This is a genomic window from Dactylosporangium darangshiense, from assembly GCF_039537565.1.
Taxonomy (GTDB): Bacteria; Actinomycetota; Actinomycetes; order Mycobacteriales; family Micromonosporaceae; genus Dactylosporangium; species Dactylosporangium darangshiense.
The window spans coordinates 137,014-162,499 of the sequence record NZ_BAABAT010000011.1; the positions used below are offsets into that span (position 1 = coordinate 137,014).

Annotated in this window: 24 protein-coding genes; 13 read left to right on the forward strand and 11 right to left on the reverse strand. The window is 72.6% G+C overall.

Annotation, left to right across the window (positions count from 1 at the left end; translation table 11 throughout):
* Positions 1–93 precede the first annotated feature (93 nt).
* From ABD901_RS21955 to ABD901_RS22000, 10 genes are all read left to right on the forward strand, one after another.
* On the forward strand, positions 94–1,491 hold the full coding sequence (locus ABD901_RS21955; RefSeq protein WP_345128989.1) for an ABC transporter substrate-binding protein: 1,398 nt from the start codon (positions 94–96) through the stop codon (positions 1,489–1,491).
* Positions 1,491–2,417 (forward strand): carbohydrate ABC transporter permease, encoded by a 927-nt coding sequence (locus ABD901_RS21960; protein WP_345128990.1) that lies wholly within the window; start codon positions 1,491–1,493, stop codon positions 2,415–2,417. Before ABD901_RS21955 ends, ABD901_RS21960 begins: the two co-directional genes overlap by 1 nt.
* Entirely contained in the window at positions 2,414–3,274 is an 861-nt protein-coding gene (locus ABD901_RS21965) for a carbohydrate ABC transporter permease (RefSeq protein ID WP_345128991.1), read from the forward strand. The genes ABD901_RS21960 and ABD901_RS21965 overlap by 4 nt, the downstream gene beginning before the upstream one ends.
* A 27-nt stretch (positions 3,275–3,301) precedes the next feature.
* Complete coding sequence (locus tag ABD901_RS21970) at positions 3,302–4,213, forward strand: 5-dehydro-4-deoxyglucarate dehydratase (protein WP_345128992.1); 912 nt, start codon at positions 3,302–3,304, stop codon at positions 4,211–4,213.
* A 17-nt stretch (positions 4,214–4,230) separates the two neighbouring features.
* Positions 4,231–5,421: an enolase C-terminal domain-like protein gene (locus ABD901_RS21975; protein WP_345128993.1), complete on the forward strand. Its 1,191-nt coding sequence runs from the start codon at positions 4,231–4,233 to the stop codon at positions 5,419–5,421.
* Positions 5,415–6,521 carry a hypothetical protein gene (locus ABD901_RS21980; protein ID WP_345128994.1) on the forward strand — a complete coding sequence of 369 codons (1,107 nt, stop codon included), beginning with the start codon at positions 5,415–5,417 and terminating at the stop codon, positions 6,519–6,521. The genes ABD901_RS21975 and ABD901_RS21980 overlap by 7 nt, the downstream gene beginning before the upstream one ends.
* Positions 6,518–7,759, forward strand: coding sequence for an aldehyde dehydrogenase family protein (locus tag ABD901_RS21985; protein WP_345128995.1), 1,242 nt, complete (start codon positions 6,518–6,520; stop codon positions 7,757–7,759). The genes ABD901_RS21980 and ABD901_RS21985 overlap by 4 nt, the downstream gene beginning before the upstream one ends.
* A gap of 20 nt (positions 7,760–7,779) precedes the next feature.
* A complete protein-coding gene (locus ABD901_RS21990) occupies positions 7,780–8,358 on the forward strand; it encodes a TIGR03086 family metal-binding protein (protein WP_345128996.1) in 579 nt (192 codons plus the stop codon).
* 87 nt (positions 8,359–8,445) lie between these two features.
* On the forward strand, positions 8,446–8,673 hold the full coding sequence (locus ABD901_RS21995) for a hypothetical protein (RefSeq protein WP_345128997.1): 228 nt from the start codon (positions 8,446–8,448) through the stop codon (positions 8,671–8,673).
* Positions 8,666–9,340, forward strand: coding sequence for a hypothetical protein (locus ABD901_RS22000; RefSeq protein WP_345128998.1), 675 nt, complete (start codon positions 8,666–8,668; stop codon positions 9,338–9,340). Before ABD901_RS21995 ends, ABD901_RS22000 begins: the two co-directional genes overlap by 8 nt.
* Before the next feature lie 40 nt (positions 9,341–9,380).
* Here ABD901_RS22000 and ABD901_RS22005 read toward each other — a convergent pair whose 3' ends face one another.
* From ABD901_RS22005 to ABD901_RS22030, 6 genes are all read right to left on the reverse strand, one after another.
* Complete coding sequence (locus ABD901_RS22005) at positions 9,381–10,007, reverse strand: maleylpyruvate isomerase N-terminal domain-containing protein (protein ID WP_345129115.1); 627 nt, start codon at positions 10,005–10,007, stop codon at positions 9,381–9,383.
* A 24-nt stretch (positions 10,008–10,031) separates the two neighbouring features.
* Entirely contained in the window at positions 10,032–10,940 is a 909-nt protein-coding gene (locus ABD901_RS22010) for an ABC transporter ATP-binding protein (RefSeq protein ID WP_345128999.1), read from the reverse strand.
* Positions 10,937–11,740: an ABC transporter permease gene (locus tag ABD901_RS22015; protein ID WP_345129000.1), complete on the reverse strand. Its 804-nt coding sequence runs from the start codon at positions 11,738–11,740 to the stop codon at positions 10,937–10,939. Before ABD901_RS22015 ends, ABD901_RS22010 begins: the two co-directional genes overlap by 4 nt.
* Positions 11,733–12,509 (reverse strand): ABC transporter permease, encoded by a 777-nt coding sequence (locus ABD901_RS22020; RefSeq protein WP_345129001.1) that lies wholly within the window; start codon positions 12,507–12,509, stop codon positions 11,733–11,735. The genes ABD901_RS22015 and ABD901_RS22020 overlap by 8 nt, the downstream gene beginning before the upstream one ends.
* A gap of 104 nt (positions 12,510–12,613) precedes the next feature.
* Positions 12,614–13,678 (reverse strand): hypothetical protein, encoded by a 1,065-nt coding sequence (locus ABD901_RS22025; protein ID WP_345129002.1) that lies wholly within the window; start codon positions 13,676–13,678, stop codon positions 12,614–12,616.
* A gap of 64 nt (positions 13,679–13,742) precedes the next feature.
* Positions 13,743–13,898 carry a hypothetical protein gene (locus ABD901_RS22030; RefSeq protein WP_345129003.1) on the reverse strand — a complete coding sequence of 52 codons (156 nt, stop codon included), beginning with the start codon at positions 13,896–13,898 and terminating at the stop codon, positions 13,743–13,745.
* On the opposite strand from ABD901_RS22030, the gene ABD901_RS22035 reads away from it, so the two are divergent.
* Positions 13,876–14,406, forward strand: coding sequence for a hypothetical protein (locus ABD901_RS22035; protein ID WP_345129004.1), 531 nt, complete (start codon positions 13,876–13,878; stop codon positions 14,404–14,406). The genes ABD901_RS22030 and ABD901_RS22035 overlap by 23 nt on opposite strands.
* Here ABD901_RS22035 and ABD901_RS22040 read toward each other — a convergent pair.
* From ABD901_RS22040 to ABD901_RS22055, 4 genes are all read right to left on the reverse strand, one after another.
* The gene (locus ABD901_RS22040) at positions 14,384–14,833 is read right to left on the reverse strand and encodes a hypothetical protein (protein ID WP_345129005.1); all 450 of its coding nucleotides are present in this window, start codon (positions 14,831–14,833) and stop codon (positions 14,384–14,386) included. The two genes, ABD901_RS22035 and ABD901_RS22040, sit on opposite strands and share 23 nt — an antisense overlap.
* Positions 14,834–14,835: 2 nt before the next feature.
* Positions 14,836–15,045: a hypothetical protein gene (locus ABD901_RS22045; RefSeq protein WP_345129006.1), complete on the reverse strand. Its 210-nt coding sequence runs from the start codon at positions 15,043–15,045 to the stop codon at positions 14,836–14,838.
* A gap of 10 nt (positions 15,046–15,055) precedes the next feature.
* Complete coding sequence (locus ABD901_RS22050; RefSeq protein ID WP_345129007.1) at positions 15,056–16,717, reverse strand: protein kinase domain-containing protein; 1,662 nt, start codon at positions 16,715–16,717, stop codon at positions 15,056–15,058.
* 311 nt (positions 16,718–17,028) lie between these two features.
* Positions 17,029–18,198, reverse strand: coding sequence for a S8 family peptidase (locus tag ABD901_RS22055; protein ID WP_345129008.1), 1,170 nt, complete (start codon positions 18,196–18,198; stop codon positions 17,029–17,031).
* Positions 18,199–18,293: 95 nt separating this feature from the next.
* On the opposite strand from ABD901_RS22055, the gene ABD901_RS22060 reads away from it, so the two are divergent.
* Both ABD901_RS22060 and ABD901_RS22065 read left to right on the forward strand, forming a co-directional pair.
* Positions 18,294–20,909 (forward strand): CHAT domain-containing protein, encoded by a 2,616-nt coding sequence (locus ABD901_RS22060; protein WP_345129009.1) that lies wholly within the window; start codon positions 18,294–18,296, stop codon positions 20,907–20,909.
* Between the two features lie 74 nt (positions 20,910–20,983).
* On the forward strand, positions 20,984–24,118 hold the full coding sequence (locus ABD901_RS22065) for a hypothetical protein (RefSeq protein ID WP_345129010.1): 3,135 nt from the start codon (positions 20,984–20,986) through the stop codon (positions 24,116–24,118).
* A gap of 227 nt (positions 24,119–24,345) precedes the next feature.
* On the opposite strand, the gene ABD901_RS22070 is transcribed toward ABD901_RS22065, so the two are convergent.
* Positions 24,346–25,226, reverse strand: a protein-coding gene (locus ABD901_RS22070; RefSeq protein ID WP_425556709.1) for an IS5 family transposase whose coding sequence is annotated in 2 segments (ribosomal slippage) — positions 24,346–24,876 and positions 24,879–25,226 — 879 coding nt in all. Because the reading frame shifts where the segments join, the coding sequence is not laid out codon by codon here.
* Positions 25,227–25,486 lie beyond the last annotated feature (260 nt).

Consider the following 25,486-nt stretch of genomic DNA (forward strand, 5'->3'; position numbering starts at 1 on the left):
CGTGTTGACGGTCATCATACCGGACGCTAACTTGTGTCTGCACGACGTCACATGTACGGATGGTGTCCACATATGTAGACAGGAGGCAAGGCAGTGTCTGGACGGCGCCCCACGATCAGACTGCTCGCCAAGCACACGGCGCTGCGCGCCAATCCCGCCAAGCGCAAAGCGCTGCTTGCCATGCACGCGGCGGTGCTCGTCGCCGCCGGGCTGGTGCTCGGCGCGTGCGGCGGCGGGTCCGCGTCCAACGCACCGCAGGACGCGGCCGCACCCCTGGAGATCTGGGTGCGCAAGCCACCGGGTGGTACCGCCGAGAAGACCACCAAACAGCTGGCCACCGCCTTCACGGCCAAGACCGGCATCAAGGCCAACGTCACCGCGCTCTTCGACGACTTCGAGACCAAGCTCCAGCAGGCCGCCGCCCAGAAACACCTGCCGGACATCGTCATCAACGACACCGCCCAGCTCGGCAGCATGCTCAAGCAGGGCATCGTGCGCGAGGTGAAGCAGGCCGACGTGCCCGGGTCCGACAAGCTCACGCCCGTGTCGTGGGACGCCGCGAAGGGGCCCGACGGCAAGTACTACGGCGTGCCGAACAGCGCGCAGTCCTTCGCGCTGTTCATCCGCAAGGACTGGCGCGAGAAGCTCGGCCTGGCCGTGCCGAAGAGCTGGGCCGACCTCGACGCGCTCGCCGTCGCCTTCACCACCAAGGACCCCGACGGCAACGGCAAGGCGGACACCTACGGGTACGACGTGCCGGGCTCGACGAAGCGCGGCTACATGTCCTGGTACTTCACGAGCTTCCTCTGGTCCGGCGGCGGCGACTACTTCACCGAGCAGAACGGCAAGTTCGCCCCGGCGATCGCCAGCGCCGCGTCCGTCGCGTCGGTGGACTGGTTCAAGGCCCAGTTCTGCCAGGCGAAGACGGTCGCGCCGGGCGCGGTGACGATGGAGACGACGCAGGCGCACCCGGTGTTCGAGAGCGGCAAGGCCGGCATCTACTTCACCGGGCCGTACAACATGGCGCGCTTCGACGGCAACCTCGGCAAGGACAAGTACGAGACCGTGCCCGCGCCGCCCGGGCCGTCCGGCAAGTCGGTGTCGCTGGCCGAGGGCGAGAACACGTATCTGATGGCGGGGTCGAAGAACCAGGCCGGGCAGAACAAGTTCGCCGAGTTCGCGATCTCGGTCGAGGGACAGACCATCGGCATGGCCGGCGACACCGACGGCAACATCGTGCGGCTGCCGGTGAACTCGACCGTCACGCTGTCCTCGGTGCGCAAGGACACCCGCTGGCAGGTGTTCGACGAGATCTACAAGCAGTCGGGCCGCTACACCCCGGCCGTGCCCGACTGGACGCCGTTCCGCCAGACGTCCGCGGACACCATCAACGCGATCGTCGCCAACTGCGGGTCTGACACGAAGGCCGAGCTGACCAAGCTCAGCCAGGCCTTCCAGGCCGAGCTCGCCAAGCAGGGGGTCGCGGCCTGATGACGATGACGCAGGTGCGGGCCGGGGCGCGGCGTGCCCCGGCCCCGCCGGCCCGGCGCCGCCGGCGGCGACCGGACCTGCTGCCGTGGGCCTTCCTCGCGCCCGCACTGATCCTCTTCGCGCTGTTCAAGTTCGTGCCGATGGGCCGGGCCATCCAGATGAGCCTCTACGAGGTCCGGCCCTACCTCGGCGACCGCTGGGTCGGCACGGACAACTTCACCGCCGTCGGCGGTGACCCGGTGTTCCTGCGCGCGGTCTGGCAGACCGTCGTGCTCGCCGTCGGGCAGACCGCCGGGTCGCTCGTCATCGGCCTGGTGCTCGCGCTGCTGCTGGAGGGGCAGGCGAAGAGCCTCTGGTTCGTGCGCACCGCGGTGTTCCTGCCGACCGTCGCCGCCATGGCGGTCGTGGCCGAGGTGTGGCGCATCCTGTACTACCCGGCGCCCGACGGCGCGATCAACACGATCCTGGGCTGGCTCGGGATGGGCCCGTCGCAGTTCCTCAACTCGCAGGACACCGCGCTGTGGTCGGTGATGGGCGTGGGCATCTGGCGCGGCGCGCCGTACGACATGATGATCTTCCTGGCCGGGCTCGCCGGCGTCGACCGCAGCCTCTACGAGGCCGTCGAGGTCGACGGCGCCAACCGCTGGCGGCGGCTGTGGCACGTCACGTTCCCGCAGCTGCGCCCGGTGTTCGCGATCCTGTTCACCCTCGCCGCGATCCGCGGCCTGCGCGTGTTCACCGAGATCTACCTGCTCACCAACGGCGGGCCCAACGGCTCGACGGAGGTGCTCATGACGCTGATCTACAAGCTCGGCCTGGAGCGCAACGAGCTCGGCGTGGCGGCGGCGGGCTCCGTCATCCTGCTGCTGGCCACCGTCGTGCTGACCGTGGCGGTCCAGCGGGCCCGGGCGGGGAGGGCACGATGAGACACGACACCGCGCTGGGCCTCGACGCCCTTCGAGGTCGTCCGGCAAAATTCGGGCGATTCCTGGTGTACACCATGCTGGTCCTGGTCTTCGCCGGTCCGCTGCTCGCCTTGCTCGTCAGCGCGTTCGCCCCCGCGCAGGACCCGACCAGCCTGACTCTGATCCCGCGGTCGCTCACGCTGGAGAACTTCCGCGCCGCGATCCGCCGCGACGTGCTGCACTATCTGTTCAACTCGTTCGTGGTGGTCGGCTTCGGCCTGCTGCTGCAGATCGCGGTCAGCGTGTCGGCCGCATACGCCCTGGCCCGCAAGCGCTTTCCCGGGCTGCGCCTGGTGTTCCTGCTCATCCTGTCGACGATGATGCTGCCCGAGGAGATCCTCGCAATACCGCTTTCACTGGTACTCGCGGATGTCCCGCTGGTGCACATCAACCTGATCGGCACGCTCGCCGGCATGATCGTGCCGGTCGGTGCCTGGGCGTTCTCGATCCTCGTCATGACCGAGTTCATGCGCGACATCCCGGTCGAGCTCGAGGAGGCGGCCCGCCTCGACGGCGCCGGCGACCTGCGCATCTTCTGGTCCGTCATCCTGCCGCTGTGCAAGCCGGCGCTCGGCGTGATCGGGATCTTCGGGTTCACGATGATCTGGGACCAGTACATGCTGCCGCTGCTCGTCGCGCAGGATTCCGGGCACTTCACGCTGCCGCTGGCCCTGCGCACGCTGCGCAGCGACGAGCAGGTCGGCATCGGCGTGCTGCTGGCCGCCTCGCTGCTGGCCCTGCTGCCGTCGGTCGTCGCGTTCGTGGCCATGCAGCGGCAGTTCATGCGCGGGCTCACCTCCGGCGCCGTCAAAGGCTGACCCAATCACCACCATCGATAGGAGCACATGATGCGTCTGCACGGCCTGCTGTCGTTCCCGCTGACCCCGTTCACGACCGACGGCAAGGTGAACCTCGCCGTCCTGGCCGACCACGTCGAGCAGCAGCTGGCCGCCGGACCCTCCGGACTGTTCGTCGCCTGCGGCACCGGCGAGTTCACGAGCCTCTCGCTGCAGGAGTACCGCGAGGTCGTCGGCATCGCCGTGCAGGTCGCCGCCGGGCGCGCGCCCGTCTTCGCCGGCGCCGGCGGCGGGCCCGCGATGGCCCGCGACTTCGCGATCGCCGCGCTCGAGGCGGGCGCCGACGGGCTGCTGCTCCTGCCGCCGTACCTCGTGCACTCCACGCCGGCCGGGCTCGTCGAGCACGTCCGGTACGTCGCCGAGGCGACCCCGCTGCCGATCACCGTCTACCAGCGGGCCAACGCGGTGCTCGACCCCGACGCCGCCGTCGCGCTGCTCGACGTGCCGACCGTCGTGGGCATCAAGGACGGCAAGGGCGACGTGAGCGCGATGCTGCGCCTCGTCACCGCGATCCGCACCAGCGGCCACCCGCGGGCCGACGAGTTCGGCTTCCTCAACGGCCTGCCCACCGCCGAGCTGTCTGTGCAGGCGTACCGCTCGATCGGCGTCGAGAGCTACTCCTCGGCGGTGCTGTGCTTCGTGCCCGACATCGCCACGGCGTTCTACCGCGCCGTCACGACCGGCGACGCCGCCACCGTGCAGCGCCTGCTCGCCGCCTTCTACCTGCCCTTCGTCGCGCTGCGCGACCTCGTGCCCGGCTACGCCGTCGCCCTGGTCAAGGCCGGCGCCCGGCTCGGGGGCCTCGACGTCGGCTCGGTCCGCCCGCCGCTGGTGGACGCGACCGACGAGCATGTCGAGCGGCTCGCCGCCATCATCGCGGCCGGGCGGCGGGCGCTGTGAAGGTTGTGGAGGCGCGGGTGACCCCGGTCGCCTTTCCGGACCCGCCGCTGCTCAACTCGGCCGGCGTCCACGAGCCGTGGGCGCTGCGCACGATCGTCGAGCTCGACGGCGGCGACGGCCTGGTCGGGCTGGGCGAGACCTACGGCGACGCGGCGCACCTGGCCGCGGTCCGCCGGGCCGCCGAGCGGCTGGTCGGCCTCGACCCGTTCGATCTTTCCGCCATCGGTACCGCAACACGACGCAGCCTCGGCGCCGGCGACCACGCGCTCAAGGTGTTCGCCCCGTTCGAGGTCGCCGCGCTGGACCTGCAGGCGCGCTCGATCGGCCGGCCGGTGTACCAGCTGCTCGGCGGGCGGGTGCGCGACCGCGTCGCGTTCTCGGCCTACCTGTTCTACAAGTGGGCGCAGCACCCGGGCCGCCCGGCCGACGAGTGGGGCGCCGCCCTCGACCCGGCCGGCGTGGTCGAGCAGGCCCGCGCGCTCGTGCAGCAGTTCGGCTTCGGCTCCATCAAGCTCAAGGGCGGCGTGTTCCCGCCGGTCGAGGAGATCGACGCGATCCGGGAACTGCGCCGGGCCTTCCCCTCCCACCCGTTGCGCATCGACCCGAACTGCGCCTGGACGGTGCAGACGGCGAAGCAGGTCGCGGCGGAGACGACGGGGCTGCTGGAGTACCTCGAGGACCCCACGCCCGGCATCGACGGCATGGCCGAGGTCGCCTCCGCCGCGCCGATGCCCCTGGCCACCAACATGTGCGTCGTCTCGCCCGCCGACCTGCGCCCCGCCTTCGAGCGCGGCGCGGTCGGCGTCGTGCTCGCCGACCACCACTACTGGGGCGGGCTGCGCGCCTGCGCCGAGCTGGCCCGCACCTGCGCGGCATGGGGCGTCGGCGTCTCCATGCACTCCAACAGCCACCTCGGCATCAGCCTCGCCGCGATGGTCCAGCTCGGCGCGGCGACGCCGGAGCTGACGTACGCCGCGGACACTCACACCCCGTGGCAGGGCGGCGTCGACGTGGTCACCGCCCCGCTGCCCATCGTGGACGGCGCGGTCGCCGTGCCCGACGCTCCCGGCCTCGGCGTCGAGCTCGACCGCGACGCGCTGGCCCGCCTGCACGAGCAGTACCGCCGCTGCGGCGTGCGCTCCCGCGACGACACCGCCTACATGCGCACCGTGCGCCCGGACTTCGTGAAGCGCCGGCCCCGATGGTGACCCTCACCGGCCACGCGTACTGCTGGGACGTCCTCGGCGACCCCGCGTTCCCGGACCGCGTGGCCGAGCTGGGCCTGTCCTCGGTGACGCTGGCCGCCGCCTACCACGGCGTGCGAGCCGCGACCCCGATGCACCCGCGCCACCAGATCGTCGACGCCAGCCACGGCGCCCTCTACCGCCCCGTGCGCCCGGAGGCGTGGCGCGGCCACCGCCTGCGCCCCCTCACGCCCGGCTGGATGACGGCCGCGGACCCCTTCGCCGAGGCGGCCGCGACCCTGCGTGCCGCCGGCCTCGCCGTGACCGCCTGGGTGGTGCTCGCCCACAACTCCCGCCTCGGCGAGGCAAACCCGGACCTGACCGTCGTCAACTGCTACGGCGAGCGGTACCCGTACGCACTGTGCCCGTCGTGGCCCGACGTGCGCGAGTACGCCGCGACCCTCGCCGCCGAGGCGGTCCGCGACGCGCCCGTGGACGCGGTCTCGCTCGAGTCGTGCGGCCAGATGGGCCTCGCGCACACCGGCCACCACGATCGCACCGCCGACGCCTGGCCGCCGCCGGCCCAGCGCTGGCTCTCCGTCTGCTGCTGCGCCGCGTGCCGTACCTCGTGGGCCGAGCGCGGCCTCGATCCGGCCCGCGTGGTGTCCGCCCTGGCCGCCGACGTCCGCGGCGAGGCCACCGTGGACTTCGCGGAGGCGATCCTGGATGCCCGCCACGAGGCGGCGCGCCTCATGCGTGAGCGCGTGCTCGCCGCCGTCGCCGGCCTTCCGGTGATCCTGCACGGCAACCCCGACCCCTGGGCCGCCGGCCCGTCGCCCGGGCTGCCCGCGGGCGAGCCGCTCGACGTGCATGCGGTGCTCGTGCCGGCCTGGCCGGCGGGGGAGGACTCGGCGCGCGCGGTCGCGTCGGCCGTCGCCGCCGGGCACCGCGTCCACGCCTACGTGACCGCGCTGCCGCCCATGCCTGTCGACCGGGTGCCCGGCCACGCCGCCGCCCTGGTCGCCGCGGGCGCGAGCGGGATACACCTGTACCACCTGGGCCTCGCATCCGCGCCGCGGCTGGCGGCGCTGCGGCGCACCGTCGAGCGACTGGAGTCGTCGTGAACCCACTCACCGGACTGTCCACGTGGGACGGTGCCCGGCGTTGCGAGCTGCTGTACGGCATCGCCGAGGCCATGGAGGCCCGGCGGCGCGAGATCGTGGCCGTCGCCGCCGAGGAGACCGGCCTGGCGCTGGCGCGGCTCGAGGCCGAGTTCGACCGGACCACCGGCCAGCTGCGTCTGCTCGGCGAGTTCGCCGCCGCGGGCCGCGACCGCGCCGTCGTCGCCTCGCGGGGCGCGGCCCCGGGCGGCGCCGACGTCGTGCTCGTGCGGGTCCCGATCGGCCCGGTCGCCGTCTTCGCCGCCTCGAACTTCCCCCTCGCGTTCGGCGTCCTCGGCGGCGATACCGCGGCGGCGCTGGCGGCCGGCTGCCCGGTCGTGGTGAAGGCGCACCCCGCGCAGCCGCGCACCGCCGAGTTGCTCGCCGCCTGCGCACCCGCCGAGGTTCTGACCCTGCGCCACGGCGGCCCGGACGCCTCCCTGGAGCTCGTCCGCGACCCGTCGATCCGCGCGGTCGCGTTCACCGGCTCGCCGGCCGGCGGCCGCGCACTCATGGACGCCGCGGCCGCGCGACCGGAGCCGATTCCGGTGTACGCCGAAATGGGCTCCCTCAACCCGGTCTTCGTGCTGCCGTCGGCCCTCGCACCCGACGCGGACTGGCCGGCGGTCCTGGCCGCGGCGGTCACCGGTTCGTCGGGCCAGCTGTGCACCAAGCCCGGCCTCGTGATCGCCCCCGACGACGAGGCCGGCCGCGCGTTCGGCGACCGCCTGGCGCAGGCCGTGTCCGCCGCTCCCTTGCTGCCGCGAATGCTGACGCCGGCGATCGAGGCCGCACATCGGGCCTGGTCGCAGCGGGCGGGGGCGGTGGCCTTCGCCGAGCCCGACTCGCTCGGCAGCGACCTGCTGGAGGAGCATTTCGGCCCGTCCGTGGTCGTGTGCTTCGCGCCGGTCGCCGACTACGCCGCCGTCGCGTCCCGGCTCCACGGCTCGCTGACCGCAACGGTGCTGGCCGCCCCCGACGACCCGGCGCTCGACGCCCTGCTCCCTTCGCTGATCGCCACCGCGGGCCGGATCGTGTTCAACGGCGTCCCGACCGGCGTCGCCGTCTGCGACGCCATGCACCACGGCGGCCCGTGGCCATCGACATCGAACCCGCTCTACACGTCCGTCGGCACGGCCGCGGTCGCCCGCTTCCTGCGCCCCGTCGCCCTGCAGGGATTACCCGCCCGCTTCGTTCCCTGACCCGTGCCAGGATGAGGCCCATGGCCTTTCCCGACTTCCGTGCGGCGGACGCCACCGCCGTGCGCAACAGCGTCCAGCTGCTGGACGGCCCGCTCGACCTCACCCTCCCGACCCCGTGCGCCGGCTGGACCCTGTCCGACCTCCTGTCCCACATGACCATCCAGCACCTGGGCTTCGCCGCGGCGGCCCGCGGCGAGCCCTGGCCTCTGTCACAGTGGACCCCGCGCCCCTTGTCGTCCGACCCGTTCGCCGAGTACGCAGCCGCGTCGGAGGAGGTCATCGCCGCGTTCGCCGCGGTGGAGGCGCTGGACGCCCCGATGCCCCTGCCGGAGATCTCCCCGACCCCGATCCCCACGTGGCGCGGCATCGGCGCGCACACGATCGACTACGTCGTACACGGCTGGGACGTGGCCCGCACGCTGGGCGCCCCGTTCACCCTCCCCGAGGACCTCCTCGCCGAGGTTCTCCCCATCGCCGAGTCGGTCCCCGACGGCCCGAACCGCGACCGCGAGGGCACCGCTTTCGCCCACGCCCTGCCAATCCCCGCCCCCGCAACAACTCTGGACCGGATCCTCCTACTGCTCGGCCGCAGGCCATGAGACATATGGCCCATAACTAGTTGCTCTTGGCTACGATGTGGGGCAAGATGGTTACAGCGGCTCGCGTAACACGGGAGGAACGACGCGATGACCACAACAATCCCAACCCCACGCCCGCCATCGATCGATGCGGACGACTCCGACGAGTACCTGATCTGGTACGACGACAAGGCCGAACTCGCCGCCGAGATCGAGGCGGCCATGGTTCGGGAGGGCCTGACTCGCGCGGAACTCGCGCGACAGGCCGCCGAGGGCGAGTTCGAGGATTATCGGGCCCGCCACATCTGGCGCATGATCGAGGCCTTCGGTGTCTAGATCAAGACTTGGGCGCGCAAGCGCCACCTTCGCCGAAAGCATCACAACGCTGCTGAACTCGACAGTCGCCGACGGTGCGAGCGTCCGAACGGCGGCCTCAGCCGGCGCCTACTCGTTGGTTGCTACGGACGCCCGACGGAATGCGCCCAACGGTGGTCCAATTCACCTTCGCTCGGCTGGCAGGGCCAGCCTGTGGATCGACCTCAAGGCCTTCCTTTTCGAGGACGAGGCCGGCTACCTGACTATTCAGAAGTCGACGTGGTCGGTGCTGAGCGGTCCGGGGAAGCACGACGTGATCCTGCACTACGACTACGAGCGCGGTAAGGAGGGTTACCCGGAGGCACATCTGCAGTTGTTCTGTGAGCAGCCGGACCTGCAGGCTTACCTCGAGGCGGTGGGGCGTAAGCGTTCGCGGATGCAGCACCTGCACCTGCCGGTTGGTGGGCGGCGGTTCCGGCCGGCGCTCGAGGATCTCATCGAGTTCCTGATCGACGAGCGGCTGGTCGAAGCGAAGCCGAACAGCAAACAGACCCTCGAGCGGTCGCGTGCGGCCTACCAGGACATCCAACTGCTCGCGGCCGTGCGCCGCCGGCCGGACAAGGCGGCTCAAGGGCTGCTCGACCTCGGGTACAAGCTCGAGGAACCGGCGGCGAGCCGGGTCGGCTGAAGATCGTGCGCACCGCCGAGGGTCCTGGCGGTGCGCACCCTTAGTTGCGCTCCGAGAAAGGGCGGCCGTCCCAGCGCCAGTCCTTGCGCGGGGGGTGGCCCGGCAGGTCGGCGCGGCCGGTGGCCCACAGGAGGACCTGCCATGGGTCGGGGTGGGACGGCAGGTCGGTGAAGAGGCGGTCCAGCACCGCCTGGCAGAGGTCGCGCGGCGGGTCCCAGGCGCGGTCCACGGTGTCGGCGATGTCCCAGGCGTGCACCAGGACCTCGACCACGCCCATCGCGGCGAAGCCACAGGCGTCGCTCGTGCCGTACGGGTGCCAGCCGCGGTGGGTCGGTGGGGCCGCGTCGACCACGCCGGCGAGCATGGCGGCGCAGGCCTCCAGAGTGCGGAGCAGGCCCAGGGTGCCGGCCTCGCGCTCGACGAAAATGGTGCTCGAAGGGCCGCCCTCGCGCTGCGTGTGCCAGGCGAACGGGAGGTACGTGTCCTGGGGCGGGTCGGCGGGGGCGATCTGGCCGGCGTAGGCGAACAGGTCGTCGGCCATGTGCTCGACCGTCTCCCAGCACGACCAGGACAGAGTGCCGGCGGGGCGGTCCCAGGCGTCGTCGGGGACGTCGGCGAAAGCGTTGCGCACCAGCGAAGTCGCCGCGCGTACGTCGGTGCCGTTCATGGTCACGACGCCGAAAATAACAGACTAGGCGGAGTACAGCTGGCGGATGACGCCCTCGATGTCGGGCTCCTCGATCGTCAGGTCGTGCAGCTGGGCGCGCTCGGTCACCGCGGACAGGATCGCGGCGACCGTGGTGGTGCCGGGTGCGAACGACAGTCGCTGGCGCAGGCCGCCCGCTTCGACGCCGACCAGGCGGGTGCCGGGGATCTCCGACAGCGGCCGGGCGGGCTCGGCCAGGTCGAGCACCAGGATGCGCTCCGCGCCGACCTGGCGGGCCAGGCCGTCCAGGGTGCCGTCGAAGGCCAGGCGGCCGTGGTCGACGAGCAGGACGCGCTCGGTCAGGCGGCGCACGTCGCCCATGTCGTGCGTGGCCAGCAGGAGGCTGGTGCCGAAGGCGGTGCGCTGCTCGGCCAGGAACGCGCGCAGGCGCTCCTTGCTCAGCACATCCAGGCCGATCGTCGGCTCGTCGAGTATCAACAACTCGGGGGAGTGCAGCAACGCGGCGGCCACCTCGCCGCGGATGCGCTGGCCGAGCGAGAGCTGGCGTACCGGAGTGTCCAAAAAGGACGCCAGGTCCAGGCGCTCGGCGAGCTCGGCCAGACGCGGGCGGTGGTCGAGGCGGTGGATGGCGCCCAAGGCGCGGTAGGAGTCGCGCAGCGGCAGGTCCCACCACAGCTGGCTGCGCTGGCCGAAGACGACGCCGATGCGGCGGGCCAGCCGGCGGCGCTGGCGCAACGGCTCCAGGCCGCAGGTGAGCACCGTGCCGGCGCTCGGGCGCAGGATGCCGGTCAGCATCTTGATCGTCGTGGACTTGCCGGCGCCGTTCGCGCCGATGTAGCCGACGGCGGAGCCGCGCTCGATGGCGAACGTCAGGCCGTCGACGGCGACGACCTTCTTGAACAGCCGGCGCAGGCCGGACACCTCGATGATCATGAACCCGTCCCCGTGTAGTGGCGCAGACCGGCGCGCCAGCCGAGCAGCGCGACCGTCCACGCGCCGGCGGCGGCCAGCGGCGTGCACCAGCCGATCCACTGTGGAACGCCGGGCGCCGGGATGCCCAGCAGCGTCAGCGCGGGCAGGTAGGCCACGAACGCGGACGGGACGACGAACGTGAACAGCACCCGCAGCGGTGCCGCGTAGATGCTCGCCGGGAACTGCGCCGCGTACTGTCCACCGTAGACGAAGGACGCCGTCACCTCGGCGCCGTCCAGCAGCCAGAACTGTACCGCCGCCGCGGCCGTGAAGAGCGCCGCGAAGATCGCCGCGCCGCTGAGCACCGTGAGCGCCACGAGCCCCACGCCCGCCGGGGTCCAGCGGATCCCGATCCTGGCCAGGACCGCCGCGGCAACGATCGATCCGGAGATGGTACGACCAAGCCTGCGCAACGACAGCTCGGCGCTGATCAGCTGGGGCAGCACCGGCAGCGGGCGCAGCAGGAACGCGTCGAACGTGCCCGTGCGCAGGTAGCCGGGCAGCGTGTCGAGATGCCCGACGACCAGGTCGGCGAGGCTGAAGGAGACGTGCCCGAGCGCGAAGACGAGCAGGGCGGCCCGCAGCGTCAGCCCGCCCAGCGTCGGCACGTTGGCGAACACGACGTACAGCTCGCAGATCCCGGTGATCGTCGCGCCGACGCTCGCGACGATCTCGATGGCGAACGAGCCGCGGTAGGCGGTCTGGGCGCGTACGTGCAGGCCGGCGAGGACCGCGTACGGGCGCAGCGGGCTGTCAGCCACCCTGGATCACCAGCCGTCGCGCGCCGAGGGCGAACCCGGCCCGGCCCGCCGCGAGCAGCCCGGCGAGCCACAGCGCCTGCACCGCAAGGGTCTGCCAGCCCGACCGTCCCATGAGGACGTCGATCGGGGCCTGGAGCATCGACGGGAAGGGCGTCGCAGCGGCGATCGCGGCCAGCCAGCCCGGGAACCAGTGCACCGGCACGACGAGGCCGCACAGGACGTTGGACAGCACGAGGTACAACGTCATCGGGCCCCGCAGGTCCAGCAGCCAGAACGCGCTCAGGTTGACCAGCCAGCGGCAGGCGAACGACACCGCGGTGGCCAGCGCCACGCTCGCCAGGCCCAGCGCGTAGGGCGCGGCTGTGCGGGGCAGCGCCACGCCGGTGACCAGCGCCCCGATCGCCAGCTGCGGCAGGCCGCGGGGCAGCAGCGTGAACGCGGCCCGGCCGAGGTCGGCGGCGAGGTAGGACAGCATCGGGTCGGCCGGGCGGGCCAGGTCGACGGCGATGTCGCCGGTGCGGATCCGCCGGGCGAGCTCGTCCCAGGTGAACAGGTTGACCGAGGCGACGAGCGCCTGGCCCAGCCACACGTAGGTCGCGGCGGTGAGTCGGTCGTAGCCGGCGAGGGCCCCGCCGGCGGTGCCGACGACCGCGATGAGCACGGCGGAGCGGATGAGCCCGAAGACGCAGTTGGTGATCGCGCCGGCGATCGCCGCCGTCCGGTACGCCGAGAACCGGCGGAAGCCCAGGACGAACAGGGTGGCGTACACGGTCTGCTCCGTCGGGTCGGCGCCGCCTCGGACCGGCCACCCTACCCGTTCGCGCCCGCGCACCGGCACCGGTTTTTCTCGCGTCGCGCCACGATCGGGGTAGGTCAGCTCGCGAGGGGCAGCGCCGCCGGGGCGGGTGCGGTCTCGCGCCAGTGGCGCAGCATCGGGGTGATCGGCCAGTGCAGCTCGCGTTCGCGGTACGCGGCATCGGCGCAGCGGGCCGCCCAGCTGCGCGCGGCGCGGTGCAGCGGTACCTCGTCGCCGAGGAGCTCCTCGCGCAGCGTGTACAGGACGGCGGCGGCGTGCTCGAAGGCCGGGACCTCGCGCTCGCGCTCGTCGAGGCCGGCCATCCAGTCGAGGTCACGGCCCTCGCAGACGGGGCAGTCGCAGGCCCACAGCCGGGGGTCGGGATGGCCGCGCTTGCCGCGCTGGATCGCGCTGATTCTGCGGTACGACATCGTGGGTTTGAAGATCGTCGACGGAGGGCGAGGGCCCGGCGGCGGGTGGCCACCCACGGCTTCGCGGGGCGCGAGGTGCCGCAGCGCGCCGACCGTGCCGACGGCCGCCGCGACCGCGCCGTGGCACAGCGCGCCGAGCGAGGAGAGGTCGGAGCGCAGCAGCAGCGTCGGCACGCCGCAGCCGAGCACCTCCAGCAGCCCGGGCACGCAGCCGGGCAGGCCGAACGGGTCGTGGCGCGCCTCGAGCACCAGCGCGACGGGCACGCCGGCGTCGCGGACGTGGCCCGTCAGCGCGGTGAGGTGCAGTCGGTCGCGCAGCCACGCCGGGTGCAGCGGCAGCACCGCAATCGCGCCGGGCACCGCCATCGTGCGGTGCAGGATGCTGATCAGGCCGGCCTCGTCGCCGGAGTCGACGTAGCCGGAGTCGGTGAGCACCGGCAGGCCGAGCTCGCGCTGCCGGCGCAGCCAGCGCGGGTTGAACGGGGCGCTGGCCGGCAGGCGGTTGGCGCCCGCGTACCGCGCGGCGTCCAGCAGCAGTGGAGCGTCGAAGCCGCGCTGGCGCAGCAGGAACGCGGCGGTGGCCAGCAGCCCGCTCTCGTTGTGACGGTACGGCGAGATCACCAGCCCGGCGTGCGCCCGCCGCGCGATCGGGGCGCAGCGCAGGGCCTGGTTCGCCGAGCAGTGCACGAGCAGGCTGCGTCCGGTGAGCATGGCCGATCGATCCCGTCACGGTTGGTACATCGATGGTAACCAATCGTGCGTGATTCACGAACATTCATCTGCCGCAGTCGACGTCCACGATGGTCTGTGCGGTCGCCGCGCTGGGCGCCTGCACGGCGATGCGGACCTGGTGCTCGCCGCGGTTCGGGGTGACGTACACCTTCGTGGTCTCGCTGAACGAGGTGCCCGTGGCCGTTCTGCGCACGGTCATCGTCTCGTTGATGCTGTACCGCACGGTGAGCCCCGGCCCGCTCAGCGTCATCCGCACCGTGATCCGCGTCGACAGCGTCCCGCGGCAGCTGGTGAACTGGGCCGGATCGGCGGTCACGGTCACCGACAGCACCCGCGGCCCGCCGGTCGCGCTCGGCGACTCCGACGGCCGCGCCGACGACTTCGACGCCGATGGGCGCGGCGACGCGCTCGAACGGGTCGCGCTCGGCGCCGCCGTCGACGGCGAGTCGGTGCTGACGGGGATGACGGGCGCGGGCGTCTCGGGCGCCGCCGTGCTCCGCCGCGGCGCGTCGTCGCCGGTGCTCAGCGCGCCGACCAGCAGTGCGGCGATCGCCACGATCGCGAGGCCGCCGCCGGCCAGCAGCGCGATCGCCCGCCGCGAGCCGCCCTCGGTCGGCGGCTGCGGCATCGACGGCGTGTCGCCGAATGACAGCCCGCCGGGTAAGCCGGGCGGCTCCTCGGTCATCAGTGGCTCGGCCGCGGCTTGACGGTGAACGTCGGCTTCGGCGGGCCGGGGCGCGTCGTCGGGTTGCCGGGCTTGGCGGTGTTGGTCGGCTTGCCCGTTGTCGGCTCCGCCTGGTGGCCGATGTCCGTCGCGAGCGGCCAGGACTTCGTCGGCTCCGGCGAGTCGGTCGACGCCGGCGCAACGCTCGCGGACGGGGTCGCAGACTCCTGGTTGGCCGCGGCCGGCGTATCCTCCGCGCCGCCGGTGGTCAGCGCCGCGATCACGAGGCCGATGATGAGCAGCAGGGCGAGGCCGCCGCTGCCGAGCAGGATGATCGTCTGCCGGTCCATCTTGGCCGGCGCCTCGTCGTCCTCCTCGGGCTCGGGGCGGGCGGGCAGCGGCATTTCGCCCGTGTACTCCCCGTAGATGAACCGGGGCAGCCCGTCGCGCGTGACATCGTCGTCGTTCATGCTCACCCCTTGACGCTCATGCGGTCGATCGTGAACGGGTGCCGCGGCGCGGTCACGTGGCCGGCCGCGCCCGTCACAGCGGGCTCGTCGCCGTCGCGGGCCGCGCCGCCCGTGACGGGGCATGCGCAGAGGGTGATGATGCCGTCCACGCGCCGGGCGTGGTCCATCACGGTTCGCCCGTCGCTCGGCACGCAGGCATCGTAGTCGAACACGAAGGGTTTTCTAGGACTTGGTGCAGTCGTCGGTGACGGTTGTCGCGTCGCTCACCGTCGACGGGCTGGTCACGTTGAGCTGGAGCGAGACGACGTTCTTGCGGGTGTTGTCGATGTGGACACGGTACGTCGTGGTGTATGTGCTGCCGGTCGTCGTCACCGTGCGGGTGCCGCGCCCGGTCGCCGTGAAGGTCACCTTCGTGCCCGGCTGGTTCGTCGTGATCGTGACAGTGACCTCGATCTCCAGGCCGGTGCTCGTGCACGCGCCGTTGTACTGGTCCGGGTCCGCCGCGATCTTCGCCGACACGACGGCGGCCTTCGGCGCGGGCGTGGACTTGGTCTTCGTCGGCTTGGTGGACGCCGAAGGCGACGTGACCGGCGGCGCGGCATCGGCGGCGGCCGGTGTGGGGGACGGCTGGTCGGCGGATTGGCTCGCGGAGGCGGCGGGGGCGCCCTGCGCGGCCTCGGAGGCGGCGTTGGTGCCGCGGCTCAGGGTGCCGATGCCGATGAGGAAGGCGAGGATCCCGACGCCGACGAGGGCGGCGGTCTTGGCCTCGGACCAGCGTTTCTTCGGTGGCGCCGCGGTTGGCGTTCGGTCCGGTTCGGTGCTGGCGTCGTCCGGAATGACGAGTTCCTGCGGCTCCGGCTCCGCTGCCGGCTGTTCCTGTACCGGCAGTTCGGACTCTGCTGGTGGCGATTTGTACGGGTTTGCGGCTTCCTGCGGCTTCGGCCCGTCGTCTGGCTTCCGGCTGTCGTCCGGCTTCCGGCTTTCGGCTGGCTCTGGGCTGTCGTCCGGCTTCCGGCTTTCGGCTGGCTTTCGGCTGTCGTCCGGCTTCCGGATGTCGCCTGGCTCTGGACTGTCGCCTGGTTTCAGGCCGTCGCGTGGCTCTGGGCTGTCGCCTGGCTCTAGGGTGTCGTCGCCGGCGTGCTCCTCGGGCTCGCGGCCCGCTGCGATGAGCAGTGCGTTGCGGGCGTCGCGTGCCGATGGGCGGGCGTGCGGGTCGCCGCTCATGAGCGCCCTGATCGCGCCGTCGAGCGGCCCGTCGCCCTCCGCGTCCACCGGGTCGCGCCCCGTGGCCGCGAAGGCGAGCGTCGCTCCGAGCGAGAAGAGGTCGGCGGCCGGCCCGCCCTCGCCGCTGCGGCGCCGCTCGGGCGCGATGTAGGCGGGCTCGCCCAGCGGTACACCGTCACCGAGCGTGGCGGCGAGCGCGAAGTCCGTGAGCCGCGGGTTGCCGTCGGCATCGATGAGCACGTTGGCCGGCTTCACGTCGCCGTGCACTATGCCCGCCGCGTGCGCGGCGCGCAGGGCCTCGAGCATTGCCAGCCCGAGCCCGGCCGTCTCGGCGGGGGAGAGCGGGCCACCGGAACGAACGCGTTCGTCCAGCGAACGCCCCTCGACGAGGTCCATGACGATCCATGGGTGGCCCTCATGGAGTACCACTTCATGGACGGCAACCACTCCCGGATGCCGCAGCTGCGCGGCGGCGCCGGCCTCGCGCGCGGCCCGGTCGCCCAGCGCGGTGCGCTCGGCGTCGGCGAGCGCGTCCGGCAGGCGTACCTCCTTGATCGCGACCATGCACTGCCGCCGCAGGTCGCGGGCCCGCCACACGATGCCAAGGCCACCCGCACCGATCGCGTAGTCCAGCCGGTACCGGTCCACCAGCGTCTTCAAGATCAGACCCCGCCCACTGCCCGTGAAAAGGACATCCCAGCATGCCCACGGCTGGTCTGGTGGTCGGTAAAACGGACGATTCACTCTGCCGTATGGGCCTCAAATGGTCGAAGCCCGTCGATGTGGATCGTGCCCGGCCGGGCGCCGCGGTGTTCGTGGTCCCCGCGGCGCCTGGTCCGGTGGGTGGCGTCGCCCCCGTTTTGACGCGGTCGGTCGTGCTCGGGTCATTGGTCAGCGGTGCTTGGGTCAGCGCTCAGTCGCGCTTTGGTTGGTGCTCGGTTGTGCTCGGGCCGGTGGTAGGTCGTGTTCGGTCAGTGCAGCGAGGGGAACCCGCCGAGCGGCTGCTGCGACGCCTCCGTGCGCACCTGGTCGGCCGCCAACTGCACCGAGCCGGCCGCCGCGGCCCGCTCGACCAGTGCCGCCACGACCCGGGGCGTCGCGAACGAGGTGCCGCTCCACGCCGCCCAGCCCGAGGCGAAGCTCGGGTGGTTGATGAAGGTGCTGACGATGTCCTCGCCCGGCGCTACGAGCGTGACCCACGGGCCGCGGTTGCTCCATTCGCACACGTTGGTGCCGTTGTGCGCCGCCACCGCGAGGACCTGCGGCGACCACGCGGACCCACCGGCCGCGAACGCCGCCGGCCAGAACGGCCGCTCGCTGATGCCGTCGTTGCCCGCGGCGGCCACGATGACCCGGCCGGTGCCCGACAGGAACGTCTCGAGGGCCGCGGCCAGCACCGCCGGCGGCTGGTCGCCGACCGAGAAGCCGCCGAGGGACAGGTTGAGCACGTCGACGTCGGTGAGCGTCGAGATCGCCGCGGCGAGCTGGGCCTCGGTGCACAGGCCGAAGCTGTCGAGGACCTTGACGATGCGGATGTGTGCGGCGTCGGTGCCCTGGACGACCACGCCGGCGATGAAGTTGGCGTGGCCGACGTCGGAGTCCAGCTCGCCGTTGTTGTCGCCGTCGAGGACGGTCTCGTGGTTCTCGGCGGTGGCGGTGTAGCAGCCGGTCGGCAGGGGGCTGTCGACCCACACGCCGGTGTCCAGGACGACCACCCGGACGGAGGACTCGCCCGAGGCCGTCGGCAGGGACTTGTCGGGCGGCGCGTCGGACGGCATCGGCGGGCCGAACGGGCCGCCGTGCTCGTGCGGGGTCGACATGAACACGTGGTTCGGCCCGACGACGGCGCCCGGCAGCTGCCCGCGCAGCTGGCGTACGGCGGCGGCGACGTCCAGGCCCCGGGTCTTGAGCCGGCGCAGGCCACGGTGCGGCTCGTCCTCGGCGATCTCGCTCGCGCGGTGCCCGAGCCCGTTCAGCGTCCGGTGCGCTGCGGCGACCCCTTGGTCGGCGACCAGGATCTCGTCGGCGACGTAGCGTACCGGCCGGCCGGACTGTACTTCGGTGCGCAACCACGGCAGTGTGGACAGGCGCGCGGTGCGGGTCTGCTCCCAGCGCCGAAGACGATCGTTTGGTACGGACATGAGTGCTCCCCAAAACGGATCAACAATGAGGCCGGTGACATGAGTCGCGTTCCGGACCCCGTGATACACATCCGAGCTTTTGGCAGGATGCAACCATGACGGCAGCGTCCGTGCTCCCCACGGCCGACGACGCACTGGCGCAGCGGCTGCTACCGATTGTCATGGCCGACCCAGGCAAGGCCAAGAACCTCGCCGAGACGGCGTTGCGCGAGGCGCGTCGCGACGGCGACCCGGCCCGCGAGGCGGTGGCCCTGCGCGCGCTCGGCCTGGTCGCCCGCGCCCGCCACGACGCGGCCGCCGCCGCGCAGCACCTGCGCGCCTCCATGAACCTCGCCCGCCGGCACGGCCTGCGGGTGCACGAGGCCGAGGCTCGGATGAGCCACGCGCTGATCCTCGACGACCTCGGCCGGCCAAGCGCCGCGCTGAAGGAGATCGACCGCGCCGTCGCCGAGCTGCACGGCCACCGCCGCGTCCGGGCGACGATGCAGCGGGCGCTGATCCTGCGCCGGCTCGGCTTCGACCACCAGGCGATGGAGCTGTACCGCGGCGCGCTGCGGGCGTTCCGTACCTCCGGCGACCAGGTGTGGGAGGCGCGGACCCTGACCAATCGGGGCGTCCTGCACGGGTACCGCGGAAACCTGAAACAGGCCGAGAACGACCTGCGCGCCGCACAGGCCCTCTACAACCGCCTCGGCATGGCGACTGCCGCCGCGCAGGTGGAGCACAACCTCGGCTTCGTCGCTGCGCAGGCCGGCGACGTGCCGACGGCGCTGGCCCGCTACGACCGGGCGCACGACCGGCTCTGGAGCACCGGCGTCGACGCGGTGAGCCTGCTCGACCGGGCCGACCTGCTGCTGTCGGTGCGGCTGCTGCCCGAGGCGGAGGTCGCGATCCGCGCCGCGATCGACGCCTGCACCGACGGCCACCTCGACTCGGTGCTCGGGCAGGCCCACCTGATGCTCGCCCGGCACGGCCTGGCCGCCGGCGCGCCGGAGGAGTCGAAGGCCGCGGCCGCTGCGGCCCGGCGCGTGTTCCAGCGGCAGGGGCGCACCGTGTGGAGCGCCCGCGCCCGGGTTGCCGAGATCGCCGCCGTGGTCGCGCTCGGCAAGCCCAACCGGGGCACCCTGCGCGAGCTGCGCTCGGTCGCCGCGCACCTGCTCGAGGCCGGCTGGCTCCAGCCCGGCTGGGACGCCCTGCTCGACGCGGCCCAGCTCGCCGTCGACCTCGGCGAGCTCTACACCGCCCGCGAGCTGCTCACCGAGGCAGGAGCGGCGGCCAAGCTCGGCCCTGCGCCGGTGCGGGTGCGCTGGTGGCACATCCGCGCCCGGGTGGAGCTGGCCTCCGGCGCGGTCAACGAGTCGATCCGAGCCGCCAGCTCCGGCCTGCGCCAGGCCGACGCCTACCGGGCCAGCCTCGGCGCGACCGAGCTGCGAGTGCGCGGCAGCGCCGAGACCGCGGCGCTGGCAGGGCTGCGGCTGCGGCTCGCCCTCCAGCACGGCGGCCCCGCAACGGCACTCGCGTGGGCGCAGCGGTGCCGCGCAGCCGCCCTGTCGCTGCCGCCCACGCATCCGTCGACCGACCCGGTCGTGGCCCGGCACCTGACCGAGCTGCGGCGTATCAACGGGGAGTTGGCCGCGGCGCCCACCGGTCCTCAGCGCACCAGCCGGCTGTTGCGCCGGCAGCGCGTGCTGGAGGCCGAGATTCGCCGCCGGTCTTGGCGGGCGCCTGGCTCTTCTCCTCACACTGTGGAGTTGTCGGTCCCGGCGCTCGCCTCGGCGCTTGGGGAGCGGGTGCTCGTCGAACTGCTGGACATCGACGGGCTCCTGCACGCCCTCGTGGTGCGCGGGCGCAGGGTCACGCATCGCATCGTCGGCGAGATCGGTGCGGTGCGAGCCGAGCTGGAGTCGCTGAGGTTTGCCCTGCACAGCCAGGTGCTCGGGCACGCCGCAGGTGGCGAGCGACTCGGGCGACGCGCCGAGGTGCTGGACCGGCTGCTGCTGAGCCCGCTCGCCGACCTGCTCGGCGACGGGCCGTTGGTCCTGGTTCCGACCGGTGCCCTCCACGCGTTGCCGTGGGGGATGCTACCGCGGTTGCGCGGGCGGTCGCTGACCGTCGCTCCCTCGGCCACGATTTGGTTGCGCTGTGTCGATGTCCCGACCGCGGACGGCAACCTCGTGCTGGTCGGGGCGGATTCGGCGGAGCAGGCGGCCGACGAGGTGCGCGAGATCGCCGAGGACCGCCCGGGCGCCGTCGTCCTGGTCGGCGAACAGGCGCGCGTGGCGCCGGCGCTGGCGGCGCTGGACGGCGCGGCGATCGGGCACATCGCGTCGCACGGCGAGTTCCGCGTCGACAACCCGCTCTTCTCGTTCCTCATGCTCGCCGACGGGCAGCTCACGGTGTACGACCTGACGGCCCTTCGCCGGCCGCCGGCGCTGCTGGTGCTGTCGGGCTGCGACACCGGGCTCGCCGCCGTGCACCCGGGCGACGAGCTGATGGGGCTGGTCGCGGCGCTGCTGAACATGGGCACGTCGACCGTGATCGCCTCGACCGGGCCGGTCGACGACGGCGCCACCCGGCACCTGATGCGGGCGTTCTACGGGCATCTCGCGAAGGGGCTCGGCCCGGCGGCGGCACTGGCGGCGGCGCAGGCCAGCGCCGATCCGCGCGACCGGGCGAGCACGGACAGCTTCGTCTGCTTCGGCGCTGGGTGATCACCCTTTCACGGAGCGTTCGCGGCGGCTGAACACTCTCGGAATTGTCGGATCCCGGCCCTACGATGTCGCCCGTGACCCGACGCCGTGCACACCTCCCGCTCGCCATTCTCGTGGCGCTGCTGGTGGTGGGCGCGCTCGTGGCGCTGGGCGTCGGGCAGGCGCTGGGCCTGCGGTTCACCCACGCCTCGATCCCCGTCGAGCGCTCCTCGGTCGCCGATGTCGCCGCATCGGCGCCGTTCGCCCTGGGCTCGATCGCGGTGCCGCCTTCGCCCCGGCTCAACCTCGCCGCGACGGCCGTCGCCGACGCGGCGATGGACCGCGGCGCACCGCGTCCGGTCGTCGGCACCGAGGCCCCGGCCGACCTGATGGTGCGGCTCGACCCGACCGTCCCCGCCGCCTCCTACCGCCTGGACGCACCGCTCGTGCTGACCGCCGGCGACGAGGCCGGCGCCGCGTCCGGGCTCTATGCGCTCGCCGACCGAATCCGATCCGGCGAGCCCCTCGTCCCCGACGAGCTGCGCGGCACGGTCGTCGCGCCCCGCCTCGGGCTGCGGCTCACCGACGCCGGCTCCGTGGGCCGCGAGCCCGACGTGGCCACGTTCGCCGCCGGCACCGACTACTCGCTCAACACCGAACTCGTCGGCAGCGCCCTGCTGCCCGAGGCGCCGTGGGTCGACCCCACCGCCGTCGAGCGCATCTCGCGCGAGTTCCACCAGTTCGTCGACCACTCCCTCGCGCAGGGCTACAACGGCGTCGTCGTGCCCGGCTTCCTCGAATACGTGACGTTCTCCGGCGTCGGCGGCGGACACGCGATCTACCCGGCCGGCGACTCGCACATCGCCCGCGCCGAGGCGCTCACCGCGGCCTTCGGGCCCGTGTTCCGCTACGCCGCCGACATGGGCATGCGGGTCTACCTGCTGACCGACATGCTTTCGCTGTCCCCGCCCCTGGAGCGCTACCTCGAGCGCACCTACGGCGGCCTCGAGGTCTCCGATGCGCGGTTCTGGCAGGTGTACTCCCTGGGCCTGGCCGAGCTCTTCCAGAGCATGCCGTTCGTCAGCGGCCTGATGGTGCGCGTCGGCGAGGGCGGCGACGTCTACAAGCAGGCCGGCTGGGACTACTCGTCGCGCATCGCGGTCACCACGCCGGCCGCCGTGCGGGCGATGCTGACGGCGCTGCTGAAGACCGCGGGCGAGTCGGACCGCGACATCATCTTCCGCACGTGGACCGTCGGCGTCGGCGCGGTCGGTGACCTGCACACCGACCCCGACGCCTACCGCGAGGTCCTCGGCGGCCTCGACGACCCGCACCTGATCGTCTCCACGAAGTACTCGCTCGGCGACTTCTACAGCCATCTGCCGTTCAACTCCACGCTCGAGGTCGGCGACCAGCGGCGGATCGTGGAGTTCCAGTCCCGCCGTGAGTTCGAGGCGTTCGGCTCGCTGCCCAACGACCTCACCGGCCTGCACCAGCAGGCGCTGCAGCGCTTCCTCGCCGCCAACCCGCACGTCGAGGGCGTGTGGACCTGGACGCAGGACGGCGGTCCGCTGCGCGCCGGGCCGATGACACTTTTACTGCGCTCCGGCTTCTGGCAGCTCTACGACCTCAACTCCTACGCGCTGGCCCGCCTCGCCTGGGACCCGTCCACGCCCGCGGCGCGCATCACCGCCGACTGGGCCCGCCAGACGTTCTCCGACGACCCCGTCACCGTCACCGCGATCTGCAGAATGCTGGCGATGTCCCGCGAGGCGATCACGAAGGGCCTCTACCTCGGGCCGTATGCCGACGACAAGGTCGAGGCGCTCGGCCTCGAGCCGCCGCCGATGATGTGGATCTTCGAGTGGGACATCGTCACCGGCGACTCCGCCGCCCTCGACAGCATCTACGCGGTGAGCCGCGACCGCATCGAGGAGACCATCGCCGAGGGCGACCGCGCGGTGGCCCTGGCCGCCTCGATGCAGGAGACCATCGCCAACACCGAGCCGGCGACCTGGCGCGACGCGACGCTGCGGGCGCGGCTGGTCGACACCCTCGCCTACGAGACGGACCTGTTCCGCACCCTCGGGGCGTATCGCACGATGGTCCTGCGCCACGCACAGTGGCTCGACACCGGCTCGCCGACCGCACGCACGGCGTGGCAGGAGGCCGAGGCGCGCTACCGTTCGGCCCGCGACGCCCACGTCACGCGGTATGGCGGCGACGTGGATCTGCCGGCTTACAACTTCACCGCCGCCGACATCGGCGCCGCCCGCGCCGACCGGGACCCGCGGATGGCCCTGTTCGCCCGCGTCCTGCTCGGCCTGATCCTGTTCCTGCTGCTGCTCGGCGCCGTCGGCCGCTCGACCGGCCTGCGCGCCCTGTGGATCGGCGCCACCCGGCCGTGGCGCCTGGCCGACCTCGCCCCCGTGCCCGGCATCCTCGACCGCATCCTCGTCGTCGCCCTGCCGGCCGCGGCGCTCGTGCTGTCCCGGCTGGTGTACACCTGGTTCGCCGCCCCCGCCCACCTCGTGGTCTCGCTCGGCGGCTGGCTGCTGTTCGCGCTGACCGCCCGCGCACTCGCCGGCCGCCGCGACTCGTTCCACCTGTGGGCCGCGATCGGCGGTGTCGCCCTGTTGCGCACCGTGATCCTGCTCGCCGCCCTGGCCACCCGCGGCCCCGGCGGCTACTGGTTCGCCTTCTGGACCGATCCGGTGCGCCGCTCGGCGTACATCTGCGTGGCCTTCGCCGCGTTCGCCTGGCTCTTCGTCGCCGTGGCCCTGGTCCTGCGCGACCGCTACTCCCTGCCCCGCCGCCGCACCGCGGCCGTGCTCCTCACCGCGGTCGGCGTCCCGCTGGCCCTGCTCGGCGGCCTGGTCGCCGCGGTCGGCCTGGAGCGCGCCCTGACCGTGTGGAACGACCAGATGGCGCTGCTGCCCTGGGGCCTGTCGCGGATCCTGGGCATCACCGTGTATCTGGGCATCCCGACCTACCTGCCCACGGCCGCCGCCCTGTTCGGCGTCGCCCTGACCGCCCTGGCCGCCCTGCTGTCGCTGCGCCGCCGCCCTCGTTCGCGCCGCTCACTGGGTTCCCCGCGCGCTTCGCTTCCCGCCGGCCCTTCGTCGCCTGCCTCGTCCGCATCCTCGGCGAGCGCCCGGTCACGTTTCTTCGGCGCGACCGCGGCACTGCCTGCGGGTGCGGACCGCTCATCACCACCCGCCGATTCGTAGCTCAGCGCTTCTCGCGCGCTTGAGCGGCCGGTCGTCGGAAGCGGCTGTGTCGGCCCCGCATGGACCGCTCCCACCGCGCTTCGCACCTGCGGAGTGCGGCGGCGCATCGTCGGGGTGCGCTCCGGGCCGGCGGCGGCGCATCGTCGGGGTGCGCTCCGGGCCCGCGGCGGCGTTGTTCTCTCCGGGATCATGCGTTTTCGACCCTGCTAGGCAGTGTCTTCAAAGGGTCATAGCCATTGCAGGAGGGCGGCGATGGTGACGGTGGCCTGGAACGACGTTGCGGTCTTGTCGTAGCGGGTGGCCACGGACCGGCACTGCTTGAGCCGGTTGAAGCAGCGTTCCACGACGTTGCGCTGCTTGTAGCGCTGCGGGTCGAAGCCGGGTGGCCGCCCTCCGCGGCTGCCCCGACGGCGCCGGTTGGCCTGCTGGTCGACGCGTTGCGGGATGGTGTGTCCGATCCCGCGGCGACGCAGGTAATGCCGGATGGCGTTGGTGCTGTAGCCCTTGTCGGCGATGACGTGGTCCGGGCGGACCCGGGCCCGGCCGGGTCCGCGGCGGGCGACATGGATGGTCTCAAGGACCTGGGTGAAGCGGGTGCAGTCGTTGACGTTGCCGCCGGACAGCACGAACCCCAGCGGCCGGCCTGCACCGTCACAGGCCAGGTGGATCTTTGTGGTCAGTCCACCTCGGGATCGTCCGATGGCGTGAGCCGGTTCCGCCGCAGCGACGGCCGACCCGGTGTCCGGTTCGCCGGGTTCCCGCCGCCCCCTTTGCCGCCGCCGGCGGCGTGCTGGTGCGCCCGCACGATCGACGAGTCCACCGACACCAGCCACTCGACGTCTCCGGCCGCGTCGGCATCGGCCTGCACGCCGGCCAGCATCCGCGCGAATGTGCCGTCCAGGGCCCACCGCCGGAACCGGGTGTAGACCGACTGCCAGGACCCGTACCGGTCCGGCACATCCCGCCACGGCGCACCGGAGCGCACCTTCCACACGATCCCGTTGAGCACCCGCCGGTCGTCCTGCCGCGGCCGGCCGCCGGTCACCGCCGACGGCAGATACCGCGACAGCATCTCCCACTCGACATCAGAGAGCTCATATCGACGGATCACAGGTCAGATCATGCCCGACTCATGATCCTTTGAAGACACTGCCTAGGGCCCGGATTTTCATGATCGCGGAACAAGGCTTTGGTTCCGCGCTGATGAGAGCGGGCCGGAAGAGTGCCGTTCGAGGTGGCCGCGCACTGCTTGCGGCCCGCCTCGCGTTGCCGCGCTCTCATGGTGTGGCGTCGTGTGTGGTCCGGGCTTCCGGGCGGTGGACGCGAGACGCGGTGCGGTTGGAGTGGTTCGGGCGCGGGTATGCGTTC

Coding starts and splice junctions, on each gene's coding strand:
- ABD901_RS22055 (WP_345129008.1), bottom strand. CDS start 18,198: ATGTCCGTACCAAACGATCGTCTTCGGCGCTGGGAGCAGACCCGCACC.
- ABD901_RS21995 (WP_345128997.1), top strand. CDS start 8,446: ATGACCACAACAATCCCAACCCCACGCCCGCCATCGATCGATGCGGAC.
- ABD901_RS22025 (WP_345129002.1), bottom strand. CDS start 13,678: ATGCTCACCGGACGCAGCCTGCTCGTGCACTGCTCGGCGAACCAGGCC.
- ABD901_RS21970 (WP_345128992.1), top strand. CDS start 3,302: ATGATGCGTCTGCACGGCCTGCTGTCGTTCCCGCTGACCCCGTTCACG.
- ABD901_RS21990 (WP_345128996.1), top strand. CDS start 7,780: ATGGCCTTTCCCGACTTCCGTGCGGCGGACGCCACCGCCGTGCGCAAC.
- ABD901_RS22030 (WP_345129003.1), bottom strand. CDS start 13,898: ATGACCGTGCGCAGAACGGCCACGGGCACCTCGTTCAGCGAGACCACG.
- ABD901_RS22060 (WP_345129009.1), top strand. CDS start 18,294: ATGACGGCAGCGTCCGTGCTCCCCACGGCCGACGACGCACTGGCGCAG.
- ABD901_RS22005 (WP_345129115.1), bottom strand. CDS start 10,007: ATGAACGGCACCGACGTACGCGCGGCGACTTCGCTGGTGCGCAACGCT.
- ABD901_RS22010 (WP_345128999.1), bottom strand. CDS start 10,940: ATGATCATCGAGGTGTCCGGCCTGCGCCGGCTGTTCAAGAAGGTCGTC.
- ABD901_RS22040 (WP_345129005.1), bottom strand. CDS start 14,833: ATGAACGACGACGATGTCACGCGCGACGGGCTGCCCCGGTTCATCTAC.
- ABD901_RS21980 (WP_345128994.1), top strand. CDS start 5,415: ATGGTGACCCTCACCGGCCACGCGTACTGCTGGGACGTCCTCGGCGAC.
- ABD901_RS21960 (WP_345128990.1), top strand. CDS start 1,491: ATGACGATGACGCAGGTGCGGGCCGGGGCGCGGCGTGCCCCGGCCCCG.
- ABD901_RS21965 (WP_345128991.1), top strand. CDS start 2,414: ATGAGACACGACACCGCGCTGGGCCTCGACGCCCTTCGAGGTCGTCCG.